Genomic DNA, 24238 nt, shown 5'->3' on the forward strand with positions numbered 1-24238 from the left:
GGGCGGGGGTGGCGGCTCCGGGCAGGGCGGGGGCGGTACGGGCCAGGGGCCGTCGCCGGCCGCCACCAGGGCGCCGTCGGGTCCCGCGGACACGACGGCCGCCGGGCCGTCCGGTCCCTCGGACGCCACGACGCCCGGGCCGTCCGGTCCTGCGGCCGCGGCGGCCACCATGCCGTCCGGTCCCGTGGACGCGTACGCGCAGGCGCCGGCCGCGGCGTCGGCCGCCGGCGTGCCGACGCAGGTCCACGCCAGCGCGACGGGGACCAACACCCTCAGAAGCGGGGCGAATCGGGTCGGTTCGGGTCGATGCACGACGGAGATCATGAGCCGCCGCACGGCCCGGCACGCCGCCCGGGCCGCCGAATGCCCCGAAGGAGCGAGGGGCGCGGCGCGAAACACCCGCGGCGGCTCGGAAAGAAATTCGCCGCGGCGTTGAACGCAACCACCCTCGCCGTGCGTACCCAGTGTCGTGCGGCGGCGCAGCAGGGCGCTGCAACACCCTTATCATATTGGGGAGTTGACGATGAAGACCTCCTGGCGGAGCGCCTCGCTCGTGGCGACGGCCGCGGCCGTGATGGCGCTGACGGCGGCGTGCGGTCAGGACAGCACGCCGTCGGCGGGCAGCCAGAACGTCGGAGCGACGGCCGCGGCCGGCGACTACGGCAACTCCGGCACGGGCAACGGCGCCGGCGCGGGCAACGGCTACGGGGCCGACGGCCAGCAGGCCGCGACCGGCTCCAAGTCCGCCGGGCGGCTCGCCGTCTCCACCAACGCCGGGCTCGGCAAGGTGCTCACCGACAGTGCGGGGATGACCCTCTACCGCTTCGACCAGGACACGGCCGAACCCCCCAAGTCCAGCTGCGACGGCGACTGCGCCAAGACGTGGCCCCCGGTCCCGGCCGACGACGCCACGGCCGGCGCCGGCATCGACAAGGCCATGCTCGGCGAGGTCACCCGCTCCGACGGCACCAAGCAGCTGACCGTGGCCGGCTGGCCCGCGTACCGCTACGCCAAGGACGCCCAGGCGGGCGACACCAAGGGCCAGGGCGTGGGCGGCAAGTGGTACGCGCTGGCGCCCAACGGCAAGAAGGCCACGCTGGCCGACCTGCCGGGCCTGTCGGTGAAGAAGTCCGACCTGGGCGACATCGTCGTCGACCACAACGGCATGACGGTCTACCGCTTCCTGAAGGACAAGGCGTGGCCGAAGTCGGTGTCCCACTGCACCGGCGCCTGCCTGGAGAAGTGGCCGGCCGTCGCGCCCGTGCCCGCCTCCGACACCAAGGGTGTCCAGAAGAAGGGCCTGATGGGCTTCACCCGGCCGGAGGGCACCAAGCAGATGACGGTGGACTGCTGGCCGATCTACACCTTCTCCGGGGACAAGGTGCCCGGAGACGTCAACGGTCAGGGCGTGGGCGGCACCTGGTACGCCGTCTCCCCCGACGGAAAGCCGGTCGGCGCGCCGGCCAAGTAGGGATCACCTCCCCCAGGGTCGATCACCCTCCGCACGGTGCCGGGACACGGAAGGGGGCGACGAGAAGAAGGCGAGAGTGCCGGACGAGCACGACGGCGCGCATGGACCGGACCGCCCCCTCCGCACCGCACGGAGGGGGCGGTTCGCTGCGCCCGGATCCGGCCCGGCCCGGCCCGCGTACTGACCTGCTGGTCAGCATCTCAGGCCGTGACCGGGAACGGATGGTCAATTTCCGTTTTTACTCGCTCCTTCGGCAGGCGATCAGTAGCCTCTGGTCGAACACCGGATCGCCTACGCCTTGGAGAGATCGATGGAGCGTCCCGCCTGGGCCCCGCGGAGCATCGACGTTTCGGTGCCGAGCGTCGCGCGCATCTACGACTACTACCTGGGCGGTTCGCACAACTTCGAGGCCGACCGGGAAGCGGCCCGCCGCGCCATGGAGTTCCTGCCGGGACTGCCCAAGATCATGCAGGCGAACCGGGCGTTCATGCGCCGCGCGGTGCGCTTCGCCGCGGACGAGGGCATCACCCAGTTCCTGGACATCGGCTCCGGCATCCCGACCTTCGGCAACGTCCACGAGGTCGCGCAGGCGGCCCGGCCCGGCGCCCGCGTGCTCTACGTCGACCACGACCCGGTGGCGGTCGCCCACAGCCAGGCCGTCCTGGCCGGAAACGACGACGCGGACGTCGTCGCGGCCGACCTGCGCAAGCCCCATGAGATCCTGAAAAGCCCCGAGTTGCAGCACCTGATCGACCTGAATCAGCCAGTGGCGCTGCTTCTCGTTGCCATACTGCACTTCGTGGAAGATGCGGACGACCCCGGCGCTGCGGTGGCCGAACTGCGCGACGCGCTCGCGCCCGGCAGCCTGCTCGTGCTCACCCATGCCTCGTACGAGCGGATCCCGCTGCCGCCGGAGCGGAGCGAGGGCGCGGTCGACGTGTACAAGGACATCCGCAACCCGCTGATCATGCGCTCGCGCGACGAGATCGCGCGGTTCTTCGAGGGGTACGACATGGTGGAGCCCGGACTGGTGCCGATGCCGGAATGGCGGCCGGAGACGGCGGCGGAGGACGAGGATCCGTACGCCTTCTCCGGGTACGCGGGCGTGGGGCGTTCGGCGTGAGCGCGGAGCCGGACGGGCCACAGGACAGACTGCGCCGGCTGACGACGATCTGGAGCCGGGCGGTCTTCCCGGTCACCTCCACCTCGCTCACCCGGCCGGAGTTCGAAGCGGAACTGCTCCCGCTCGCCGAACGGTTGAGCCGCGCCCTGCACGCCCGCGACTTCGACGCGCAGGAGGGCGAGGCGGTCGGCGCCGCGCTCGTCGCCGCCCACTGCACCGCCCCCGAGGCGCTCAGCCGCTCCCTGGACTGCGTCGACGCCTACCTGGTGCTCTACTGCGGCGAGGACGGCCCGCTCGAGGACCTGCGGGCCCGCTCCGCGCGCCTCCAGCACGCGATGGCCGCCGGGTTCGCGCGCGCGCTGCGCGAACGCACCCTCGCCGAGCAGGAGGCGATCTCCCAGGCCGCGCTGCGCGCCCAGGGCGTGGTCGCCCAGGCGCTGCACGCGAGCGAGGCCCGCTTCCGCGCGGTCTTCGAGGGCGCGGCGATAGGAATCGGCATCGCCGACCTTGACGGCAACATCCTCCAGGTCAACGGCGCCCTGCTGCGCATGTTCGGCGGCTCCGAGCAGAGCGTGCGCGGCCGCCGGGTGCAGGAGTGGACGCACGCCGAGGACGCCCCGCAGGTGTGGCGGCTGTACGAGGAACTGGTACGCGGCGAGCGCGAGCACTACCACGTGGAGAAGGCCTTCTCCCGGCCCGACGGCACGGCGCTGTGGACCAACCTCACCGTGTCCCTGCTGCGCGACGCCGACGACCGCCCCCAGTACCAGCTCGCGCTGATGGAGGACACCACCGAGCGGCGGCTGCTGAACCTCCGGCTGCGCTACGAGGCCACTCACGACGCGCTCACCGGCCTGCCCAACCGCACGCTGTTCTTCGAGCGCCTGGAGAAGGCGCTCAACGCGGGCCCGGGCCAGCGCTTCGGCCTGTGCTACCTCGACCTCGACGGCTTCAAGACCATCAACGACAGCCTCGGGCACGCGGCCGGAGACCGGCTGCTCGTCGAGGTCGCCGACCGGCTCCAGTCGTGCGCGACCGCGCCCGGCGAGATGGTCGCCCGCCTCGGCGGCGACGAGTTCGTCGCCCTCACCACCGGACCCGGCACCGAGCGCGAGGTCGACGAACTGGCCCACCGCATCATGAACGTCCTGGTGGCGCCCATCCGCATCGACGGCCGGGAGCTGACCGTGCGCGGCAGCATCGGCGTCGTCGAGGGCCCGGCGGGGGAGCGCAGCGCGGCGGAGGTGCTGCGCAGCGCCGACATCACCATGTACCGGGCCAAGTCGGCCGGGGGCAACCGCTACGAGCTGGCCGACCCCGAGGCCGACGCCCGCGCCATCACCCGGCACGGGCTGACCACGGCGCTGCCCGCGGCCCTGGACCGGGGCGAGTTCTTCATCGAGTACCAGCCGCTGGTGCATCTCGGCGACGGCAGCGTGCGGGGCGCCGAGGCGCTGGTGCGCTGGCTCCACCCGCAGCACGGCATCCTCGGGCCCGACCGGTTCATCCCGCTGGCCGAGCACACCGGGCTGATCGTCCCGCTGGGCCGCTGGGTCATGGAGCAGTCCGTGCGGCAGGCCCGCACCTGGCGCGAACGGCACGGCGACGGCTGCCCGTTGCGCATCAACGTCAACCTCTCGCCGTGCCAGCTCACCCACCCCGGGCTGGTGCAGGACACCGTCGACATCCTGGAGCGGGCCGGGGTGCAACCCGACGCCCTGTGCCTGGAGGTCACCGAGTCGGCCCTCATCGGCGCCGACGACGACCTGCTCAAACCGCTGCGCCGGCTGGCGGAGATGGGCGTGGACATCGCCCTGGACGACTTCGGCACCGGTTACTCCAACCTCGCCAACCTGCGGCGCCTGCCGGTGAGCGTGCTCAAGCTGGACCGCTCCTTCACCCGGGGCATGCAGCAGTTCCCGGCCGACCCCGTCGACCTGAAGATCGTCGAGGGCATCGTCTCCCTCGCCCACAGCCTCGACCTCGCCGTCACCGTCGAGGGCGTGGAGACCGGCGCCCAGGCCGAGCAGCTGCGCATCCTGGGCTGCGACACCGCCCAGGGCTGGTACTACGCCCGCCCCGGCCCGCCGGAGCGCCTGCACGAACTGGCCCTGGCGGACGCGGCGGGCTGACGCCCGGGGGAAGCCCCGGTGGCCGCGTCCCGCGGCCGTCCCACGCCTCCGCTCCCGGCGGCCGGCACCGCGCAGCCCTGCTTCGGCGGCCCGGCCCCGCGCAGCTCCGTCGTCGACCGTCCCCGCGCGGTCGTCCCCGGCGGTGCCGCCCGGCAGCGGTCCTGCGCCGCGATCGCGCGCTGCCGGCCTCCGCCGGGAGTGCCGCACCGTCGCCGGCGGCGTCCGGAGTCATCGCTCCAGCAGCATCCGCTGCAGTTCGCGTGCCGCCCGCGGTGGCGCCACGTCGCTGCGGTGGGCGAGGGCGATCGTACGGTGCAGGCCGGGACGGGTGAGCGGGGTGACGCGCAGCCCGCGTCCGGAGCGGGTCGCGACCATGCGCGGCACCACGGCCACCCCCAGACCCGCCCGCGCGAAGCCCAGGACCGCGTCCATCTCCCCGCCCTCCACCGCGAACTCCGGCTCGAACCCCTCGGCCCGGCAGGCGGCGACGGTCAGCTCCCGCAGGTCGTAGCCGTGCCGGAACGTCACCAGGCGCTCCCCGGCGAGGTCCGCGACCCGCACGGTGCGGCGCCCCGCGCCCGGCGCCGGGGCCTCCGGCGACGACACCACCACCAGGTCCTCGCGCAGCAGCTCCACCGTGGTCAGCGCGGGCGACGGGCTGGGCAGCGGCAGCACGACCAGCGCCAGGTCCAGCGCCCCGCGCGCCAGTTCCCGGACCAGGTCGTGGGAGCCGCCCTCCTCGACGAGCAGCCGGACGCCGGGATACCGGTCGTGGAAGGCGCGCAGCACGTCCGGCAGCAGACCCGTGCACAGGCTCGGCGTGGCCCCGAGCCGCACCCGGCCCCGCCGCAGCCGGGCCAGCTCCTGCACCTCCTGCCGGGCGGTGTCCGCGTCGGCGAGGATACGGCGGGCCGGCGGCAGCAGCGCCTCACCGGCGTCGGTGAGGGTGATGTTCCCCCGGGCGCGCCGGAACAGGTCGGCGCCCAGCTCCCGCTCCAGCGCCTTGATCTGCTGCGACAGCGAGGGCTGCGCGACATGCACGCGCTCGGCGGCCCGGGTGAAGTGCCGGGTCTCGGCGACGGCCACGAAGTACTGGAGCTGCTGGAACTGCACCCTCCCATCATAGGCCGTGTCTATCGAAACGAGCCGGACCATGTCTTGGACCGATGGGGTTCGGCGGCCCTAGCGTGCTGACCCATGGCACTGGCAACGCGGACGGACCGACGGCCGTCCAGAGCACGCACCGCGTGGGACTCCACCGTCGGCAAGAAGGCCGTGATGGCGGTCAGCGGACTCGTCATGCTGCTGTACCTGGTCGTCCACATGATCGGCAACCTGGAGATCTACTTCGGGGCCGGCGAGTTCAACGCCTACGCGCACTGGCTGCGCACGGTCGGCGAGCCGTTCATGCACGACGAGTGGACGCTCTGGCTCGTCCGCGTCGTGCTGGTCGCGGCCGTCGTCGCGCACGCCGTCTCCGCCTACCAACTCAGCCGCCGCGACATCAGGGCGCGGCCCACCCCGTACGTGCACCGCAGGCGCCGGGCGAGCTACGCGACCCGGACCATGCGCTGGGGCGGGATCATCCTCGGCCTGTTCGTCGTCTGGCACCTGCTCGACCTGACCACCGGCACCGTGCACGCCGGCGGCTTCCAGCCGGGCCATCCTTACCAGAACGTGGTGGACACCTTCTCCACCTGGTACGGCGACGTCGTCTACATCGTCGCCATGCTCGCGCTCGGCCTGCACGTCCGGCACGGCTTCTGGAGCGCCGCCCAGACCCTCGGCGTCGGCAGCGGCGCCCGCGACCGCGCCCTGAAGACCGTCGCCGACGTCCTCGCGCTGCTGCTCACGGCCGGCTTCATCGCCGTACCCGTGGGCGTCATGACCGGAGTGGTGAGCTGGAGATGACCTCGTACGCCGACTACACGACCGGAGAACCGGTCACCGACACCAAGGCCCCCGACGGCCCGATCGCGGAATGCTGGGACCGGCGCCGCTTCGAGGCGAAGCTGGTCAACCCGGCCAACCGCCGCAAGCACACCGTCATCGTCGTCGGTACCGGCCTGGCCGGCGGCTCCGCGGGCGCCACCCTCGCCGAACAGGGCTACCACGTCGTCCAGTTCTGCTACCAGGACTCCCCGCGCCGCGCCCACTCCATCGCCGCGCAAGGAGGCATCAACGCCGCGAAGAACTACCGCAACGACGGCGACTCGGTGCACCGGCTGTTCCACGACACCGTCAAGGGCGGCGACTTCCGGGCCCGCGAGTCCAACGTGCACCGCCTCGCCCAGGTATCCGTGGAGATCATCGACCAGTGCGTCGCCCAGGGCGTCCCCTTCGCCCGCGAGTACGGCGGCCTCCTCGACACCCGCTCCTTCGGCGGCGTCCAGGTGTCCCGCACCTTCTACGCCCGCGGCCAGACCGGCCAGCAGCTCCTGCTCGGCGCCTACCAGGCGCTGTCCCGGCAGATCGCCGCCGGGAACGTCGAACTGCACCCGCGCACCGAGATGCTCGACCTGATCGTCGCCGGCGGCCGGGCCCGCGGCATCGTCGCCCGCGACCTGGTCACCGGCGCGATCAGCACCCACGTCGCGGACGCCGTCGTCCTCGCCTCCGGCGGCTACGGCAACGTCTTCCGCCTGTCGACCAACGCCATGAACTCCAACGCGACCGCGATCTGGCGGGCGCACCGCCGCGGCGCCCACTTCGCCAACCCCTGCTTCACCCAGATCCACCCCACCTGCATCCCGCGCACCGGCGACCACCAGTCCAAGCTCACCCTGATGAGCGAGTCGCTGCGCAACGACGGCCGCATCTGGGTGCCCAGGGCGCAGGGCGACCGGCGGCCGCCGAACGAGATCCCCGAGGACGAGCGCGACTACTACCTGGAGCGCATCTACCCCGCCTTCGGGAACCTCGTGCCCCGCGACATCGCGTCCCGCGCCGCGAAGAACGTCTGCGACGAGGGCCGCGGCGTCGGCCCCGGCGGCCAGGGCGTGTACCTCGACTTCGCCGACGCGATCCGCCGCATGGGGCGCAAGGCCGTCGAGGCCAGGTACGGCAACCTCTTCGACATGTACCAGCGGATCACCGACGAGGATCCGTACGAGGTGCCGATGCGGATCTACCCGGCCGTGCACTACACGATGGGCGGCCTGTGGGTCGACTACGACCTGCAGACGACGATCCCGGGCCTGTTCGCGATCGGCGAGGCCAACTTCTCCGACCACGGCGCCAACCGTCTCGGCGCGTCCGCCCTGATGCAGGGTCTCGCCGACGGCTACTTCGTCCTCCCCGCCACCGTCAACGACTACCTGGCCCGCAACCCGCACCAGGAGGCCGTCACCGCCGAACACCCCGCCGTCCAGGAGGCGGTGGCCGGGACCGAGGACCGGCTGCACCTGCTCCTCGCCGTCGACGGCGACCGCACGCCCGACTCCTTCCACCGCGAACTCGGCGAACTCATGTGGGAGTTGTGCGGCATGGCCCGCACCGACGCCGGACTGCGCAAGGCGCTGGAACGCATCCCGCAGATCCGCGAGGAGTTCTGGCGGCGCATCAAGGTGCCCGGCTCCGGAGAGGAGTTCAACCAGTCCCTGGAGAAGGCCAACCGCGTCGTCGACTACCTCGAACTCGCCGAGCTGATGTGCCTGGACGCCCTGCACCGCACCGAGTCCTGCGGCGGCCACTTCCGCGAGGAGTCCCAGACCCCCGACGGTGAGGCCGCCCGCAAGGACGACACCTTCTCCTACGCGGCCGCCTGGGAGTTCACCGCCACCGGCGAGGCCCCCGTCCTGCACCGGGAAGACCTGGCCTTCGAGTACGTCCACCCCACCCGGCGGAGCTACGCATGAAGCTCACCCTGCGCGTCTGGCGCCAGAAGAACGCCCGCGCCGACGGCGCCATGGCCACCTACGAGGTCGACGGCGTCTCGCCCGACATGTCCTTCCTGGAGATGCTGGACGTCCTCAACGAACGGCTCGCCCTCGACGGCGAGGACCCCGTCGCCTTCGACCACGACTGCCGCGAGGGCATCTGCGGCGCGTGCAGCCTCGTCATCAACGGCGACGCCCACGGCCCCGAGCGCACCACCACCTGCCAGCTGCACATGCGCTCCTTCCGCGACGGCGACACCATCGACGTCGAGCCGTGGCGGGCGGCCGCCTTCCCCGTCGTCAAGGACCTCGTCGTGGACCGCTCCGCCCTCGACCGGATCATCCAGGCCGGCGGCTACGTCACCGCCCCCACCGGATCCGCCCCCGAGGCGCACGCCACGCCCGTGCCCAAACCGGTCGCCGACCAGGCCTTCGAGCACGCCGAGTGCATCGGCTGCGGCGCCTGCGTCGCCGCCTGCCCCAACGGTGCGGCCATGCTGTTCACCTCCGCCAAGGTCAACCACCTCAACGTGCTGCCGCAGGGCGCACCCGAGCGGGAGACCCGTGTCCTCGACATGGTGGCGCAGATGGACGGCGAGGGCTTCGGCGGCTGCACCCTGACCGGCGAGTGCGCCACCGCCTGCCCGAAGGGCATCCCGCTCACCTCCATCACCCGCATGAACAGGGAATGGCTGCGGGCCACCCGCAAGGCGTCCGACCGCTAGCGGCCCCAGCCGGCCCCCGCGGGCCCCGGAAACGTTCGCCGGAAGGTGCGGACGGGTGGGGCCGGGAGAGGTGCTCCTCCCGGCCCCGCCAGGCACTCCCGGCCGCTCCTGGCATTCAGCCACCCCACACCCGGCCTCTCCGCGCCGGTCACGCGCCGGTCAGCCGGTCCCGGAAGAACAGGGAACGGCGGACCCGCCACCGGACCGCCGCCGCCCCGCCGAACCCGGCCCGTGACCAGGAGAGAGCCATGACCGGTGCCACCACGCTCGACCGCCCCCCGCAGTCCGCGGCCCCCGCTCCCTACACCGTCTCCCTGGCCCGCGACGAGGCGGACGTCCGCGCGGCCCAGCGGCTGCGGCACGACGTCTTCGCCGGGGAGGCGGGGGCCCTGCTGTCCACACCGGAACCCGGGTACGACATCGACGCCTTCGACGCGTACTGCGACCACCTCCTCGTGCACGACACCGCCACCGGCCAGGTCGTCGGCACCTACCGCCTGCTGCCCCCGGAGAGGGCCGCAGTCGCCGGACGCCTCTACGCCGAGGGCGAGTTCGGGCTCGGCGCCCTGGACGCCCTCCGCCCCGGCCTGGTCGAGGTGGGCCGCTCCTGCGTGCACCCCGACCACCGCGACGGCGCCGTCATCGGGCTGATCTGGGCGGGCATCGCCCGCTACATGCTGGACCGCGGCCACGAGTGGCTGGCCGGCTGCTGCTCCGTCCCGCTCGCCGACGGCGGCGCGCTCGCCTCCGCCACCTGGGAGCGGGTCCGCGCCAAGCACCTCGCCCCCGAGGAGTTCCGGGTCGGCCCGCTGCTGCCGTGGACCCCGCCGGACACCACCCCGCCGGTGTCCGGCGGGGAGCTCCCGGCCCTCCTGCGCGGCTACCTGCGCCTGGGCGCCTGGGTGTGCGGGCAGCCCGCGCACGACCCGGACTTCGGGGTGGCGGACTTCTACGTGCTGCTGTCGATGCGCCGGGTCAATCCGCGCTACCTGCGCCACTTCCTCTCCCTCGTCCCGGCCTGATGAGCGTCTGGCTGCCCGGCGCGCCCTGCACCCCGCAGGCGTGCGTGCAGGCGACCCGGACCCGGGCCGGCGCGCTCCGGGCCGTCCTGCGGCTCACCGCGGTCGCCCTGCTGCTGCTCGCCGGGATCGTGACTGCGCCGCTCGGCGGGCGGCTCCCGGCCTCCGTCGTGCGGCTCTGGTGCCGGGCGCTCGTCCGCGCGGCGGGCGTCCGGGTGCGCATCACCGGGACCGCACCGCCCACCGGCGGTCTGCTCCTGGTCGCCCACCACATCTCCTGGCTGGACGTGCCGCTGCTGGCCGCGGTGCGGCCCGCTCGGATGCTCGCCAAGGCGGAGATCCGCCGCTGGCCGCTGGCCGGCCCGCTCGTGGCCCTGGGCGGCGCCCTGTTCATCGAGCGGGACCGGCTGCGCGCCCTGCCGGACACGGTCGCCCGCATCGCCGGGGCGCTGCGCGAGGGCGCCGCGGTGGCGGCCTTCCCCGAGGGCAGTACCTGGTGCGGCCGGGCCCGCGGCCGCTTCCGCCGGGCCGTCTTCCAGGCCGCGCTCGACGCGGGCGTCCCCGTGCAGCCGGTCCGCATCCGCTACCGCCTGGCCGGCGGGCCGCCCACCACGGCGGCGGCCTTCGTCGGCGACGACACCCTGCCGGCCTCCCTGTGGCGGGTGGCGTCGGCCCGCGAACTGCTCGCCGAGGTGGAGGTCCGGCCGGTCATCGCCCCGGGCAGCCAACCGGACCGCCGCGCCCTGGCCCGCGCCGCCCAGTCGCCCCGCGCGGTCGAGCCCCGCTGGACCCACGCGGCGCTGGTGGCATAGCGCGCGGGGCGGCGCCCGGTGGAGGTGGGGCGCCCCCCGGGGTCCGGGTGCCGCACGGCCCGGCCGGCCGGCACCCGGACAGTTCCGGTCAGGGCCGCCCGCCGCGGCCGCGCAGCGCCCGCGTCAGATACGGCGCCGTCGCGCTGTCGGCCGCCCCGGCCACCCGCTCCGGCGGGCCCGACGCCACGATCCGGCCGCCCGCGTCGCCGCCTCCGGGACCGAGGTCGACCACCCAGTCCGCGCCCGCCACCACCGCCATGTCGTGCTCCACTGCCACGACCGTGTGCCCGGCGTCGACCAGCCCGTGCAACTGCCGCATCAGCACCTCGACATCGGCCGGGTGCAGGCCCGTCGTCGGCTCGTCCAGCAGGTAGAGGGTGTGGCCCCGCCGCCCCCGCTGCAACTCGCTCGCGAGCTTGATCCGCTGCGCCTCGCCCCCGGACAGCTCGGTCGCGGGCTGGCCCAGACGCAGGTAGCCGAGGCCCACGTCGAGCAGCGCGCCGAGGCTGCGGGACACGGCGGGCGTGTCCGCGAAGAAGTCGGCAGCCCCCTCCACCGTCAGGTCCAGCACCTGCGCGATGTTCAGCCCCCGGTGGGTCACCGCGAGCGTCCCGGGGTTGTAGCGGGCCCCGCCGCAGTCCGGGCAGGGGGCGTAGGTGCTGGGCAGGAACAGCAGTTCCACGCTCACGAACCCCTCACCCTGACAGGTCTCGCAGCGGCCTCCCGCCACGTTGAAGGAGAACCGTCCCACACCGAAACCGCGCTCGCGTGCCTCCCCGGTCGCGGCGAACACCTTGCGCACGGTGTCGAACAGCCCGGTGTACGTGGCCAGGTTCGAGCGCGGGGTGCGGCCGATCGGCCGCTGGTCCACCGCCACCAGCCGCTCCACCCCGTCGAGTTCCCCGGTGATCTCACCGACGAGCGTCGACTTGCCCGACCCGGACACGCCGGTCACCGCGGTCAGGACACCGAGCGGGAAGCGTGCGGTCACGGCGTTCAGGTTGTGGCGGGTGACCGGCCCGACGGTCAGCCACCCCCGCGCCTCGCGGACCGCGCGCGGGAGTGCCGGCGCGCCGTCGAACAGGAACCGGGCCGTGGCCGAGCCGGCCACCCCGGCCAGCCCGGCCACCGGGCCGCTGTACAGCACCTGCCCGCCGTGCTCCCCGGCCCGCGGGCCCACGTCCACGACCCAGTCCGCGCCGCGCACGACGTCCAGGTGGTGCTCCACGACGAACACCGAGTTCCCCGCCGCCTTCAGCCGCCGCAGCATCGTCAGCAGGGACTCGGTGTCCGCCGGGTGCAGTCCCGCCGACGGCTCGTCGAGGACGTAGACCACCCCGAACAGCCCCGACCGCAGCTGTGTGGCGAGCCGCAGGCGCTGCAGCTCGCCCGCCGAGAGCGTGGGCGTGGCCCGGTCCAGGCTCAGATAGCCGAGGCCCAGCTCGGTGACGGGCACGATCCGGGACCTCACGTCGTCGGTGAGGACGCGCGCGGCCCCGGAACCGCCGTGCAGGGCGTCCGCGAGCTCCGCCAGCGGCAGCGCGGCCAGCTCGGCGATCGTCCGGCCCGCGAAGGTCACCGCCAGCGCCTCGGGGCGCAGCCGGCTCCCGCCGCAGGCCGGGCAGGGGGCGCCGGTCAGGAAGCGCTCCGCCTTCGCCCGCAGGGTGGCGCTGCGGGAGTCGGAGAACGTCTTCATCACATACCGGCGGGCACTCATGTACGTGCCCTGGTACGGTCGTTGGATCCGGTCGGCGTCCCGCACCGGGTGCACGGTGACCACCGGCTGCTCGTCCGTGAACAGGATCCACTCGCGCTCGGCGGCGGGCAGCTCCCGCCAGGGCCGGTCCACGTCGTGGCCGAGCGCGTCCAGCACGTCCCGCAGGTTCTTCCCCTGCCAGGCGCCCGGCCACGCGGCGACCGCGCCCTCCCGGATCGACAACGACGGGTCGGGGACCAGGAGTTCCTCGGTCGTGCGGTGCACCCGGCCCAGGCCGTGGCACTCGGGGCAGGCCCCGGCCGTCGTGTTCGGGGAGAAGGCGTCCGAGTCCAGGTGCGGGGCGCCCGGCGGGTACGTGCCCGCCCGGGAGAACAGCATCCGCAGCGAGTTGGACAGGTTCGTCACCGTGCCCACCGAGGAGCGGGAGGTCGGCGCCGAGCGCTGCTGCTGGAGCGACACGGCGGGCGGCAGGCCGGTGATCTCACCGACCCGGGGCGCCCCGACCTGGTGGATCAGCCGGCGCGCGTACGGGGCGACCGACTCGAAGTAGCGGCGCTGCGCCTCGGCGTAGATCGTGCCGAACGCCAGCGACGACTTCCCCGACCCCGACACCCCCGTGAACACGGCCAGCGCGTCGCGGGGGACGTCGACGTCGACGCCGCGGAGGTTGTGCTCCCGGGCGCCGCGGACACGGACGTACGGGTCGTGGGGGCTGTGCATGGCGAGGCGCTCCGTGCGGGCTGCGGGCAGTCAGGGCAAACCCCGGGATCCTACGCGAGGGTGCCGGCGCGCCCCGGCAGACCGGCCGCGTGCGGCTCCGGCCGTGCCGCGCCGGGCACCTCCGCACGCCCCTGCTCGCCGGGGGTGGCCGCGAGTCGGGCGGGGCAGTGACCGGAGCGACACCCCACCGCTCACCACAGGAGCCACCGCATGATGCGACGCCCGGTCCGTCCCGCCGCCCTGGCCGCCTCCGCGACCCTGCTGGCCGGAGGCCTCCTGACGGCGGCCGCGCCGGCCGCGTCCGCCGCCCCCGCGAAGTACTCCCAGGCGGCCGCCGCGCAGATGCTGCGGCAGGCGGGCATCGCCTGGACCTCGTCGGGCGGCTGCACCGACCGCACCAACGGCAGGTGCACGTCCTTCGAGCAGATCAACCGGACCACGGTCGCCGGAGTGATCGACTTCAGGAGGGCCGGCAACTGCGCGGTGACCGTCACCGGGGGCACCGAGACCGGGCACGCGCCCGGTACGTACAGCCACTGGAACGGCTACAAGGTCGACGTCAGCCCGACGTCGTGCGTGAGCGCCTACATCACCACGCGGTTCCGCCACATCGGTCCGCGCCCGGGCGACCACGCGCAGCAGTACCAGTCCCCGGCGGGCAACGTCTACGCCGGCGAGGGCACGCACTGGGACATCACCTACTACCGCGGCAGCCGCTGAGGCCGGGCCGGCCGGCGCAGCGGCCGCAGCGGTGAACGTCCGGTCACATCGGCGCAGTTCATCGCGCCGGGACGTGTGCGGGCGGAAAGACACGTCGCCCCGCCCGCACACCGCGCCCACCGTGACCGCTGCCCTCCCGCCCGGACGTCGTACGTCTGCCTGCCCTGCCGCGCCTCGTACAGCAGGCCCCCGACCCGGACCGGCCGGACCTGCCCCCGCTGCGCGCGGCCCCTGATCCACGTCGGCTCGGCCTTCGCGGCGCCGCCGCGCCGGGACCGGGCGGCCTGGCGGGTCCTCTCCGTCCTGCTCCAGACGGGCATCGGGTTCCGCACGGACTGCTGCTCCTGCGGACCGGGCCACCGTCCCCGCACCCTCCGCGAGGTCGGGGAGCGCACGGCCCACGCCCGCCGCACCGGCGGACCCCTGGCGCGGCCCCTCGTCCGCGCGGAGCTTCCGTGACACGACCCCCGTGCGACGCGCCGGTCGAGGACCGGCGCGAGGCCCGAGGCTCCGAGCCGGACGACGGCCGCCGTCAGTCCTCCAGACGCACCGGCATCAGGACCGAGAACGTGTCCTCGTCGTCGGGCCGCCGGACCGCGACGGGCGCCGTGGGGGCGCCGCACTCCAGGATCAGCCGGTCGCGGGCGCCGGCCGTGAGCGCCTCCAGCAGGAACTCCCGGTTCACGGCGACCCGGTCGGGACCGTCGTCACCGTCCGCGCAGACCGTCACCCCGCCGTCGTCCGTGAACCGGAGCACGCTCAGCGCGTAGGCCGCGCCGTCCTGCTCCCGCACCCGCTCGGCGCGGTCCGGGCCCGTCTCCACCTGCTTCCGGAACAGCGGCACCTCGACCTCGGCCCGCCGCCCCGCCGGGAGGACGGTCAGGCGCCGGTAGTCGGGGAAGTCGTGGTCGAGGCAGGGGCCCGCCGTCTCGCGCCCGGCGGTCTCCAGGGCCACGCGGCCGTCCACGACGGTCAGCCGGGCGGACCCGCCGCCGTGCAGCAGCGCCCGCATCGCGTCCGTGAGCGGAGCCGGTACGACGGCCTGGGCACGGGGGCCTTCGTGGCCGTCGGTGCCCACCCGGGCGACGGCCATCCGGTAGCGGTCGGTGGCCACGACCGTGAGCGCGTCGCCCTCGGCGTCGAACAGGACCCCGCCGAGCACGGGAAGTTCGGGATCGCCGCCGGCCGCGAACCGGACCGCGTCCAGCGCCGCGGCCAACTCGGGCGCGGACAGCGTCAGCCGGACGGCGGCGGTGCGAGGCGATGTCATGGGGTGCTCCTTGAGGTCGAGTCGGTTCCGGAGTGCGGAGAACTCGCCGCGGGCCTCGGACAGTCCCGTCTCCAGCCGCCGCAGGTGCGCCTGGAGGAGCCCGCGCACCAGACCGGTGTCGGCTCCGGGCCAGGCGGCCAGCACCAGCCGGACGTCCGCCAGCGGCATCCCGGCCCGGCGCAGCCGCGCCAGGACCCGGGCCTCCTCCAGCTGCTCCGGCCCGTACCAGCGGTAGCCGCTGACCGGATCCACCCGGGCGGGCACCAGCACGCCCGCCCGGTCGTAGAACCGCAGCGCGCTCACGCCCAGCCCGCTGTCCCGCGCCAACTCGCCGATGCTGCGCATCCCGCTCTCCACGTCCCGCACTCTGGGCCCTCGACCAGGTCGAGGGTCAAACACCGCCGTGCCGTGCCGTTCCGATGATGCGGGACAGGCGCCGGTAGGAGTCCAGCAGAGCCGTCCGGTCGTAGGTGCTGGTCGTGACGAGGACCTCCTGCGCGCCGGTCTCCTTCAGGACCGTGCCGAGTTCGTGCGCGACCTGCTCCTCGGTGCCGGCGACGTGCCCGGCCAGAGCCGACTCGAACAGGTCGCGCTCCTTGCCGGTCATCCGCCCGGCGGCCGCCAGGGCCTCGATCCGCTCGGCCGGCTCCAGCGGCGGGAAGGTCCCGCGGGTACGGGCCTGTGCCATGGACCACGCCTCCGGGACCAGGATCCGGCGGGCCTCCTGGGACGTCGCGGCCACCGCGACCGTGCCGGAGACCACGACGTGGGGCTCCGCCGCCCACGGGGAGGGCCGGAAGCCGGTGCGGTAGCGGTCGACGGTGCGCAGCAGCCGCTCGCGGTCGCGCAGGTCGCCGACGACCACCGGCAGGCCCGCCCGAGCGGCGATGGAGGCCCCCTCGCCCGTGGCCAGCACGAACGGCGGCACGCTCAGACCCTCCGCGGGCCGTGCGTGCACCCCCGTCGGGGAGGTCCCCCGGAACCAGCCGAGCAGTTCGTCGAGCTGGGCGGCGAAGTCGTCGGCGTCCTCCGTGCCGTGGCCCAGGGCCCGGCGCACGCCGCCGGTGAAGCCCACCGAGCGGCCCAGCCCCATGTCGATGCGCCCCGGATACAGGGCCTCCAGCACGCCGAACTGCTCCGCCACCACCAGCGGCCGGTGGTTGGGCAGCATCACCCCGCCCGTGCCGACCCGGATGGTGCGGGTCGCCGCGGCGACGGCGGCCGCGAGGACGGTCGGCGCGGACCCGGCGACGCCCGGCACCCCGTGGTGCTCGGACACCCAGAACCGGTGGTAGCCCAGGGCCTCGGCCTCCCGCGCCAGGGCCACGGTGTCCCGCAGCGCCTCGGCGCCGGGTCGCCCCTCACGCGTCCGGGAGCGGTCGAGCACGGAGAACCGGACGGACCCGACGGAGGAGATCGCAGCACTCACCTCCCCTTCAACGCACCCAGCCGCGGGGGATTCCCGCGACCGCGGTCAGGAGGGGGCGTCCGGCTCCGGGCCCCAGTACTCCGGGCCGCCGCCGCGCCAGTCGATCAGCGGGGAGACCGCGACCTGCATGGGGTCGACGTCCAGCCCGGCGCGGCGGAGGAACTCGGCGACGTCCGAGACGCCGTACGCGAGGCCGAGGATCTCGCCGTTCACCCGGACGCGGCGGCCACCCGTCGGGGAGGGCGGGTGCACGACGACCGGCAGTGAACCTGACATGTTCCCAGGATCGGGCGTCCGGTCCCGCCCCGCATCCGGGCGCACCCGTACGGGCCGGCGTGCCGCCCGTGGCCGCCCGCAGCCGACGACGGCCGCCGGACCCCACGCCCCGGGTCGATACGCCTGGTGCTGTGACCCGGAAGGTCACCGGCTCGCGGCGTCCGGCACGGCGCCTCGCTGCGTCGTCGCCTCACCCGGGTACCTCCCGTACGCGGGCGACGCTCCGCCCTGCGATGCTTCCCCGCAGCCTGAACGGCGTGGGAGGTGCCCCCGGCACCGGACGCCGCGAGCATCCCGGCACACCCTTCCGGCCACAGCACTAGGCTGACCGCGTGACGGACGACAGCGGGCGGCCCCTGGCCGTGTTCGACCTGGACAACACCCTCGCCGACACGGCCCACCGGCAGCGGTTCCTGGAGTGCCGGCCCCGGGACTGGGACGCCTTCTTCGCGGCGGCGCCCGCGGATCCGCCCCTCGCCGAGGGCGTGCGGCGCGCCCGGGACAGCGCGGGGGAGTGCGAGGTCGTCTACCTCACAGGCCGCCCCGAGCGGTGCCGCCGGGACACGCTCGACTGGCTGGCCGCGCACGGGCTGCCCGAGGGCCGGGTGTTCATGCGGCGCGACGGCGACCGCAGGCCCGCCCGGCGCACCAAGCTGGAGATCCTCCGGAGGCTCGCCCGCGACCGCGAGGTCCGCGTCCTCGTGGACGACGACCTGCTGGTGTGCGAGGACGCCGAGCAGGCGGGATTCCGCGTCCTGCGGGCCCGCTGGGCCACCCCGTCGGCCGCGCTGGAGGCGGCCCAGGAGGGCGAGGGCCGCACCTGAGGGCGGTGGGCCCTCCGGCGCGACGGCGGCGGGATCTCCGGCGCGAGCCGGAGCGGTCAGTCCGCGTCCTCGATGCGGAAGCCGACCTTCATGCAGACCTGGAAGTGCACGACCTCGCCGTTCTCGATCTGGCCGCGGACCTGGCTGACCTCGAACCAGTCCAGGTTGCGCAGCGTGCGCGACGCCCGCCGGATGCCGTTGCGGACGGCCTGGTCGACCCCCTCGGTCGAGGTGCCGACGATCTCGGTCAGGCGGTAGGTGTGGTCGGACATGAGGGTGCTCCTCTCCGCCGCCGACGGGCCAGCCGTCCTGCCGCGGCGTATGTCGCGCGTCCCTCCACGGTGCCGTATGCGGAGGCGGAGCGCGAGGCGTGCGCCCTGCCGGTCCCGCGGCCCTTGCCCTCCGGCAAGGGTCCCCACCACAACCCCGGGCGCACGTGCGAGCCCCCGGTTCGCCCCCTCCGCGCCGGGCCCCGCCCCGTCCGCCGGAAGGACGGGCCGAGGCCCGCCGCGCCCCACGCCCGATCACCGAACGGCCGGCTGCCGGGCCGGAGGTGATCACCCCGCAGCCCGGCAGCCGGTCCGTGGACGTCAGCCCGCCATGCTCAGCGACAGTGCGAACCGGCCCGCGGCGTCCGTCCACCAGTGGGCCAGCTCCAGCCCCGCGGCGGCCAGTTCGCGGCGCACGCCCTCCTCGCGGAACTTCGCGGACACCTCGGTGCGCATCTCCTCGCCCGCCGCGAAGTCCACCGCCAGGCCGAGCGCCGGCACCTTCACGGTCTGGGTGGCGCGGGAGCGCAGCCGCATCTCGATCCACTCGCGCTCCGGGTCCCACACGGCGACGTGCTCGAACGCGTCCGGCTCGAAGTCGGCGCCGAGTTCGCGGTTGACGACCGTCAGGACGTTCTTGTCGAACGCGGCCGTGACACCCGCCGTGTCGTCGTACGCCCGGACCAGGACCTCCTCGTCCTTGACCAGGTCCGTGCCCAGCAGCAGCGCGTCCCCGGGGGACAGCAGGGCCCGCACCCCGGTCAGGAACGCGGTCCGCTCGGCGGGCAGCAGGTTGCCGATCGTGCCGCCGAGGAACGCCACCAGGCGCGGCCCCGGCGTGTCCGGCAGCTCCAGGCCCGCGGTGAAGTCGGCGATCAGGGCGTGCACCCGCAGCCCCGGCCGCTCGGAGACCAGCGCCTGCCCGGCCTGCCGCAGCGCGCTGTCGCTGACGTCGACGGGCACGTAGGTGTGCAGGCCGGTGAGCGCGTCCAGCAGGAACCGGGTCTTCTCCGAGGAACCGGAGCCCAGTTCGACGAGCGTGCGGGCGGGCAGCGCCGCCGCGACCTCGCCCGAACGCGCGGCGAGGATCTCGCGCTCGGCGCGCGTCGGGTAGTACTCGGGCAGCTCGGTGATGCGCTCGAACAGCTCGCTGCCGTAAGCGTCGTAGAACCACTTCGGCGGCAGCGACTTGGGTGCGGCGGTCAGGCCGCTCTGGACATCGGCGCGCAGCGCGGCCGCCATGGCGTCCTCGGGCAGGGTGCGGGTGATGCGGAACTCACTCACGTACGGGGCTCCTCGGATGGTGCGGGGACCGGGTCCTCGGCGGGATCCTTCAAGGGGGTGAGCAGGACGTCCGTGCGGCTCGCCACGAGCAGCGTGCGGTCCGGGACCTCCTGCCAGTGCGGGTCGTCGTCGTAGGGCTCGGACGCCACGACCGTGCGGTGGCCGGGCTCCGTCAGATGCCACAGGGTGTCGCCCCAGGCGGTCGCGGTGATCGTCCCGCCGTCGGTGAGCAGCAGGTTCAGCCGGGAGCCGGGGGCCGCGGCCGCGACCTCCAGCACCGTGTCGGCGAGCGCCTGCCCCGCCGGGTCGCCGGCGCGCAGCCGGGCCAGCGCCAGCGCCCACACGAGCGCGGAGTCGGTACGGGCCTCCAGCTCCAGCAGGTCCTGGGGCGGCAGCGTCCGCGACAGCGCGGCGAGCGAGCCGGGCCAGCCGGTCACGGCGCCGTTGTGGCTGAACAGCAGGCCGTCCGCGGCGAACGGCGCCGCCGCGGCCTCCGCGTCCGGCCCGGGCAGGGTCGCGTCCCGCACCGCACCCAGCAGCGCGGTGGTGCGCACCACCCGGGCCAGGTCGGCGAAGGACGGGTCCGCCCAGACGGGCCCGGACCGCCGGTAGCGGGCGGGCAGCGGGTCGCCCGGGGCGTACCAGCCGACGCCGAAACCGTCCGCGTTGACGGTCCCGTGCCGCTGGCGCCGGGGAGCCCACGCCTGGGTGTACAGGCTGTGCGGGGGCTCCACCAGCAGCCGCCCGAGCGGCTCCTCGGGCCCCAGGTAGGCGAGGTGACGGCACATCAGGCACCTCCGGAGCGGGCCGTGCGGAAACCGGAGAAGATCTGCCGCCGGATCGGATAGTCCCAGTTGCGGAAGGTGCCCCGGCACGCCACCGGGTCCACGGCGAACGAACCGCCGCGCAGCACCTTGTGCTCCGGCCCGAAGAACACGTCCGAGTACTCCTTGTACGGGAACGCCGTGAAGCCCGGGTACGGCAGGAAGTCGCTTGCCGTCCACTCCCACACGTCACCCATCAACTGCCGTACGCCCAGGGGCGAGGCGCCCGCCTCGTAGCTGCCCGCGGGCGCAGGGCGCAGGTGCCGCTGCCCGAGGTTGGCGTGGTCCGGCGTCGGGTCCTGGTCGCCCCACGGGTAGCGCGCCGAGCGGTCGTGGGCGGGATCGTGCCGGGCGGCCTTCTCCCACTCGGCCTCGGTGGGCAGCCGGCGCCCCGCCCAGCGGGCGTAGGCGTCCGCCTCGTACCAGCACACGTGCAGCACCGGCTCGTCGGGCGGGACCGTCTCGGTGGCGCCGAAGTGCCGGCGCAGCCACCGACCGCCTTCACGCCGCCAGAACAGCGGCGCGTGGATGCCGTGCCGCCGGACGTGGTCCCACCCGTCCGGCGCCCACCAGCGGGGCTCGTCGTAGCCGCCGTCGTCGATGAACTCCTGGTAGGCGGCGTTCGTCACCGGCGTCGTGTCGATCCAGAACGGCGCCACCTCGCGGACGTGCGCCGGGCGTTCGTTGTCCAGCGCCCACGGCTCGGTCGAGGTGCCCATGGTGAACGGCCCGCCGGGCACCAGCACTTCGGCCGGGCCGGTGTACGGCGGCGCGGGATCCGGGTCGGGCGCGGTCAGCGCCTGCGGGCCGCTGCGCAGCTGATGCGTGATCAGCATGGTCTCGTCGTGCTGCTGTTCGTGCTGGGCGATCATCCCGAAGGCGAAGCCCGCCTCGGTCAGCCGGGTTCCGTGGAAGGCCGCGTCCTCCAGTACGTCGAGCACCCGGCCGCGCACCTCCGCCGCGTACCGCCGGGCCTCCTCGGGCGGCAGCAGCGGCAGCGAGGGACGCTCCGCGCGCGGATGCTCGAAGGCGTCGTACAGACCGTCGATCTCCGGGCGTATCGCCTCCCGCCCGGCGACCCTCCTCAGCAGCCACAGCTCCTCCTGGTTGCCGATGTGCGCGAGGTCCCACACCAGGGGCGACATCAGCGGCGAGTGCTGCGCCGTCAGGTCGGGCTCCTCGACACAGGAGGTCAGGAGCGTGGTGCGGTCGCGCGCGGTGACCAGTGAGGCCAGCGCCCGCTCACGCAGCAGCTCGGCGTCGGGAACGGGGTCGGTCATGAGCGGAAGTCCTTCCCGAAGACGGCCGGGGGCTCTCCGGCCCCGAACGGTGCCGTGGCGCGGTCCGGGCCGCGCAGCCCGTCGAGCACGTCGTCCGCGGGGCAGCGGCCCCGCAGGACGTACCGGTCGGTGTAGGCGCCGACCGCCTCCAGCACCTCCCGGGTGGCCCCGAGCCGCGGCAGGGCCTCCAGCGCCGCCCCGAAGCAGGCCACGGCCACCTCGTGCAGCTCCGCGTCGGCGAGCCCGCTCCGGGCCGCCTCGATCCACAGCGGGTTGTGCGGCGCGGGCAGCGGAGCGGCCCGCTCGGCGAGCCGCTTCACCACCCGGTAGGCGGTCTCCGCCGCCGCGGGGTCGTCGAAGAGCGCCGCCGTCACCGCCAGCGGCACGATCCAGCCGTCGTCGCCGGGCTGGGCGTCGATCATGCGGAACTCGAGGTGGCCGCGCGGCCGGACCGGCGGGAACAGCGTCGTGAGGTGGTAGTCCAGGTCGTCCCGGGTGGGCGGCCGCGCGGCACCGCCGCGGGTCCACTCCCGGAAGGTCAGCCCGTCCGGCACCTCCCACGGCCCGTCGTCGCCGCGCACGCACATCACCGGCGCGTCCAGGACGCGCCGGGCCCACGCGGCCCGCGGGTCGCCGTCCAGCGGCGGTGCCCCCGCCCGGCCCGCGCCGATCTGCGTCCAGACCAGCTGCCGGGTGGACAGCCAGCCCGTGGGCTCCCCGCCGACCAGCGGCGAGTTCGCGAACGCGGCCACCAGCACCGCGCCCAGCTGGTGCGCGAGCCACCACCGGCGCCCGTGGCCGAGCGGCCCCGGCTCCTCGTGGCCGGCGTCCAGGCACACCTGCACCGACGCGGACGCGCACATCATGTGCCGCCCGGCACGGCCGGTGCGGTCGAAGGCCGTCTCCATCGCGTCGTAGCGCTTCTCGCGCAGGAACCGCCGGGGCGCGTGCCAGGGATCGTGGCCCATGCCGACCAGGCACAGGCCGTCACCGGCCAGCAGTGTGCGGACGGCGGCGAGGTCGGCGGAGACGGCGGTGACGCACTCCATCAGGGAGGAGGCGGGGGCCGAGCTCAGCTCCAGCTGGCCGCCCGGCTCCACGGTGAGGGCCGACCTCAGGGGTAGTGTGCGCAGCGCGGCGTAGGCCGCCGCCAGGCGCTCGGACGTCACGGGGAGCTGCGGGGACCGCAGCTCGTGGACCAGCCATTCGACTTCCACCCCGAGGGTGCGGGGCGGTCCGGTCTTGAAACAGATGCCGTGGACGAGTGCCTCGACCTCTGCCTCACTCAGGGCCGTACGCGGTCTCGCACAGCCGCTCTCCGCATCGGACATGTCGGGATCCTCCTGAGATTCCACGACGTCGCCGGTCCGGATCCCGAGGGACCCGCCCGGCACAGCATCGTCTACCCAAGACGCTCGGGTCGATCCGCACAAGGGGGCAGATCATGACGAAGCCCTGACGTGCGCTTCCTTCCAGCCGTGTGCACCGGACGCACCGGAGCCGGAAAACTCCGTTGCACCGCACGTCCAGCATCGCTCACGATGCGTGCATGAGCACCACGGGGGACATCTCGCCGGCCCCGGCCATGGCGCGCACGGGGGTGGCGCCATGAGCGCGCGGCTGCGCGGCATCGCCCAGCAGACGGAGCAGGTCGTCGCCGCGGGCGGCTACCGCACCGCGGACGGGCGCGAGGTGTCCCTCGTGGAGGCCGTCGAGGCCGCCCGGGGCGGCACCCGGATGCACGGCCCGGACCCGGTGCCGGTACCGCCGGGCGCCCCGGCGGACGACACCCGCATCGAGGTCACGGGGGAGAGCAGCCTGGTGGCAGCCCGCCGCCTCACCGGCGGCCCGGTGGCGGTGCTGAACTTCGCCTCGGCCCGCAATCCCGGCGGCGGTTACCTCAACGGCGCCCAGGCCCAGGAAGAGGCCCTGTGCCGCGCCTCCGCGCTGTACACGTGCCTGCTGCGCGCCCCGGAGTACTACGACCACCACCGCGCCCAGCGCGATCCGTTCTACTCCGACCGGGTGATCCACTCGCCCGCGGTTCCCGTCTTCCGCGACGACCGCGGCCGGCTGCTCGACGAGCCGTTCACGGCCGGTTTCCTGACCGCGGCGGCTCCGAACGCGGGGGTCGTGGTGCAGCGGGCCCCGGAGCGGGCCGTGGAGCTTCCGGCCGCCCTGGCCTCCCGGGCCGGGCGGGTGCTGGAGACGGCGGCCGCCCACGGCTACCGCCGGCTCGTCCTCGGCGCCTGGGGATGCGGTGTGTTCCGGAACGACCCGGTGCAGGTGGCGGCCGCCTTCCGGGACCTCCTCGGGCCCGGCGGCCGGTTCGCGGGCACCTTCGCGCAGGTGGTCTTCGCGGTCCTGGACCGCACGCCGGACCACCGGGTGCGGGCCGCGTTCGCCCGCACCTTTCCCGGGGACCGGCCCGCCGGCTGAGCCGGAGCGCCGCCCGCGCGTCCCGT

The 24238-nt window shown here is 74.6% G+C and carries 22 protein-coding genes and 1 pseudogene; 12 read left to right on the forward strand and 11 right to left on the reverse strand.

Annotated features, from left to right (window positions below):
* Positions 1-270: pseudogene (locus P3H78_RS09030) on the reverse strand (hypothetical protein); the annotation flags it as partial.
* 253 nt (positions 271-523) lie between these two features.
* On the opposite strand from P3H78_RS09030, the gene P3H78_RS09035 reads away from it, so the two are divergent.
* The 3 genes from P3H78_RS09035 to P3H78_RS09045 all read left to right on the forward strand — a co-directional run bounded on the left by P3H78_RS09035 (position 524) and on the right by P3H78_RS09045 (position 4726).
* Complete coding sequence (locus P3H78_RS09035; RefSeq protein WP_276108778.1) at positions 524-1471, forward strand: SCO0930 family lipoprotein; 948 nt, start codon at positions 524-526, stop codon at positions 1469-1471.
* A gap of 310 nt (positions 1472-1781) precedes the next feature.
* Complete coding sequence (locus P3H78_RS09040; protein WP_276108334.1) at positions 1782-2594, forward strand: SAM-dependent methyltransferase; 813 nt, start codon at positions 1782-1784, stop codon at positions 2592-2594.
* Positions 2591-4726, forward strand: coding sequence for a putative bifunctional diguanylate cyclase/phosphodiesterase (locus P3H78_RS09045; RefSeq protein WP_276108335.1), 2136 nt, complete (start codon positions 2591-2593; stop codon positions 4724-4726). The genes P3H78_RS09040 and P3H78_RS09045 overlap by 4 nt, the downstream gene beginning before the upstream one ends.
* Positions 4727-4954: 228 nt before the next feature.
* On the opposite strand, the gene P3H78_RS09050 is transcribed toward P3H78_RS09045, so the two are convergent.
* Positions 4955-5839, reverse strand: coding sequence for a LysR family transcriptional regulator (locus P3H78_RS09050; protein WP_276108336.1), 885 nt, complete (start codon positions 5837-5839; stop codon positions 4955-4957).
* Between the two features lie 84 nt (positions 5840-5923).
* On the opposite strand from P3H78_RS09050, the gene P3H78_RS09055 reads away from it, so the two are divergent.
* The 5 genes from P3H78_RS09055 (at position 5924) to P3H78_RS09075 (ending at position 11160) form a co-directional block, all read left to right on the forward strand.
* On the forward strand, positions 5924-6637 hold the full coding sequence (locus P3H78_RS09055; protein ID WP_276108337.1) for a succinate dehydrogenase: 714 nt from the start codon (positions 5924-5926) through the stop codon (positions 6635-6637).
* Positions 6634-8583, forward strand: a complete 1950-nt coding sequence (locus tag P3H78_RS09060) for a fumarate reductase/succinate dehydrogenase flavoprotein subunit (protein ID WP_276108338.1) — start codon at positions 6634-6636, stop codon at positions 8581-8583. The genes P3H78_RS09055 and P3H78_RS09060 overlap by 4 nt, the downstream gene beginning before the upstream one ends.
* A complete protein-coding gene (locus P3H78_RS09065) occupies positions 8580-9329 on the forward strand; it encodes a succinate dehydrogenase/fumarate reductase iron-sulfur subunit (RefSeq protein ID WP_276108339.1) in 750 nt (249 codons plus the stop codon). The genes P3H78_RS09060 and P3H78_RS09065 overlap by 4 nt, the downstream gene beginning before the upstream one ends.
* Before the next feature lie 248 nt (positions 9330-9577).
* Entirely contained in the window at positions 9578-10351 is a 774-nt protein-coding gene (locus P3H78_RS09070) for a GNAT family N-acetyltransferase (protein WP_276108340.1), read from the forward strand.
* Positions 10351-11160, forward strand: a complete 810-nt coding sequence (locus P3H78_RS09075) for a lysophospholipid acyltransferase family protein (RefSeq protein WP_276108341.1) — start codon at positions 10351-10353, stop codon at positions 11158-11160. The genes P3H78_RS09070 and P3H78_RS09075 overlap by 1 nt, the downstream gene beginning before the upstream one ends.
* 88 nt (positions 11161-11248) lie before the next feature.
* On the opposite strand, the gene P3H78_RS09080 is transcribed toward P3H78_RS09075, so the two are convergent.
* On the reverse strand, positions 11249-13597 hold the full coding sequence (locus tag P3H78_RS09080; RefSeq protein ID WP_276108342.1) for an ATP-binding cassette domain-containing protein: 2349 nt from the start codon (positions 13595-13597) through the stop codon (positions 11249-11251).
* A 210-nt stretch (positions 13598-13807) separates the two neighbouring features.
* Here P3H78_RS09080 and P3H78_RS09085 point away from each other — a divergent pair, with 210 nt between their 5' ends.
* Together P3H78_RS09085 and P3H78_RS09090 are read left to right on the forward strand one after the other, a co-directional pair.
* Positions 13808-14317 (forward strand): hypothetical protein, encoded by a 510-nt coding sequence (locus P3H78_RS09085; protein ID WP_276108343.1) that lies wholly within the window; start codon positions 13808-13810, stop codon positions 14315-14317.
* Between the two features lie 159 nt (positions 14318-14476).
* On the forward strand, positions 14477-14776 hold the full coding sequence (locus P3H78_RS09090) for a deoxyxylulose-5-phosphate synthase (protein WP_276108779.1): 300 nt from the start codon (positions 14477-14479) through the stop codon (positions 14774-14776).
* Between the two features lie 73 nt (positions 14777-14849).
* On the opposite strand, the gene P3H78_RS09095 is transcribed toward P3H78_RS09090, so the two are convergent.
* The 3 genes from P3H78_RS09095 to P3H78_RS09105 are packed head-to-tail and all read right to left on the reverse strand — an operon-like array spanning position 14850 to position 17292.
* Positions 14850-15932 carry a DNA polymerase III subunit beta family protein gene (locus P3H78_RS09095; protein WP_276108344.1) on the reverse strand — a complete coding sequence of 361 codons (1083 nt, stop codon included), beginning with the start codon at positions 15930-15932 and terminating at the stop codon, positions 14850-14852.
* 46 nt (positions 15933-15978) lie between these two features.
* On the reverse strand, positions 15979-17016 hold the full coding sequence (locus tag P3H78_RS09100; RefSeq protein WP_276108345.1) for an MsnO8 family LLM class oxidoreductase: 1038 nt from the start codon (positions 17014-17016) through the stop codon (positions 15979-15981).
* Between the two features lie 45 nt (positions 17017-17061).
* The gene (locus P3H78_RS09105; protein ID WP_276108346.1) at positions 17062-17292 is read right to left on the reverse strand and encodes a hypothetical protein; all 231 of its coding nucleotides are present in this window, start codon (positions 17290-17292) and stop codon (positions 17062-17064) included.
* A gap of 332 nt (positions 17293-17624) precedes the next feature.
* On the opposite strand from P3H78_RS09105, the gene P3H78_RS09110 reads away from it, so the two are divergent.
* Positions 17625-18116: a phosphatase domain-containing protein gene (locus P3H78_RS09110; protein ID WP_276108347.1), complete on the forward strand. Its 492-nt coding sequence runs from the start codon at positions 17625-17627 to the stop codon at positions 18114-18116.
* Between the two features lie 56 nt (positions 18117-18172).
* Here P3H78_RS09110 and P3H78_RS09115 read toward each other — a convergent pair whose 3' ends face one another.
* The 5 genes from P3H78_RS09115 to egtA form a co-directional block, all read right to left on the reverse strand.
* Complete coding sequence (locus tag P3H78_RS09115) at positions 18173-18388, reverse strand: dodecin (RefSeq protein ID WP_276108348.1); 216 nt, start codon at positions 18386-18388, stop codon at positions 18173-18175.
* Positions 18389-18706: 318 nt separating this feature from the next.
* Positions 18707-19669 (reverse strand): L-histidine N(alpha)-methyltransferase, encoded by a 963-nt coding sequence (gene egtD / locus P3H78_RS09120; protein WP_276108349.1) that lies wholly within the window; start codon positions 19667-19669, stop codon positions 18707-18709.
* Positions 19666-20457, reverse strand: a complete 792-nt coding sequence (egtC, locus tag P3H78_RS09125) for an ergothioneine biosynthesis protein EgtC (RefSeq protein WP_276108350.1) — start codon at positions 20455-20457, stop codon at positions 19666-19668. The genes egtD and egtC overlap by 4 nt, the downstream gene beginning before the upstream one ends.
* Positions 20457-21773, reverse strand: a complete 1317-nt coding sequence (gene egtB, locus P3H78_RS09130) for an ergothioneine biosynthesis protein EgtB (protein ID WP_276108351.1) — start codon at positions 21771-21773, stop codon at positions 20457-20459. The genes egtC and egtB overlap by 1 nt, the downstream gene beginning before the upstream one ends.
* Positions 21770-23104, reverse strand: coding sequence for an ergothioneine biosynthesis glutamate--cysteine ligase EgtA (gene egtA / locus P3H78_RS09135; protein WP_276108352.1), 1335 nt, complete (start codon positions 23102-23104; stop codon positions 21770-21772). The genes egtB and egtA overlap by 4 nt, the downstream gene beginning before the upstream one ends.
* A gap of 277 nt (positions 23105-23381) precedes the next feature.
* On the opposite strand from egtA, the gene P3H78_RS09140 reads away from it, so the two are divergent.
* Positions 23382-24212, forward strand: coding sequence for a TIGR02452 family protein (locus P3H78_RS09140; protein ID WP_276108353.1), 831 nt, complete (start codon positions 23382-23384; stop codon positions 24210-24212).
* Positions 24213-24238 lie beyond the last annotated feature (26 nt).

This window comes from Streptomyces tropicalis (assembly GCF_029269835.1).
Classification (GTDB): Bacteria; Actinomycetota; Actinomycetes; order Streptomycetales; family Streptomycetaceae; genus Streptomyces; species Streptomyces tropicalis.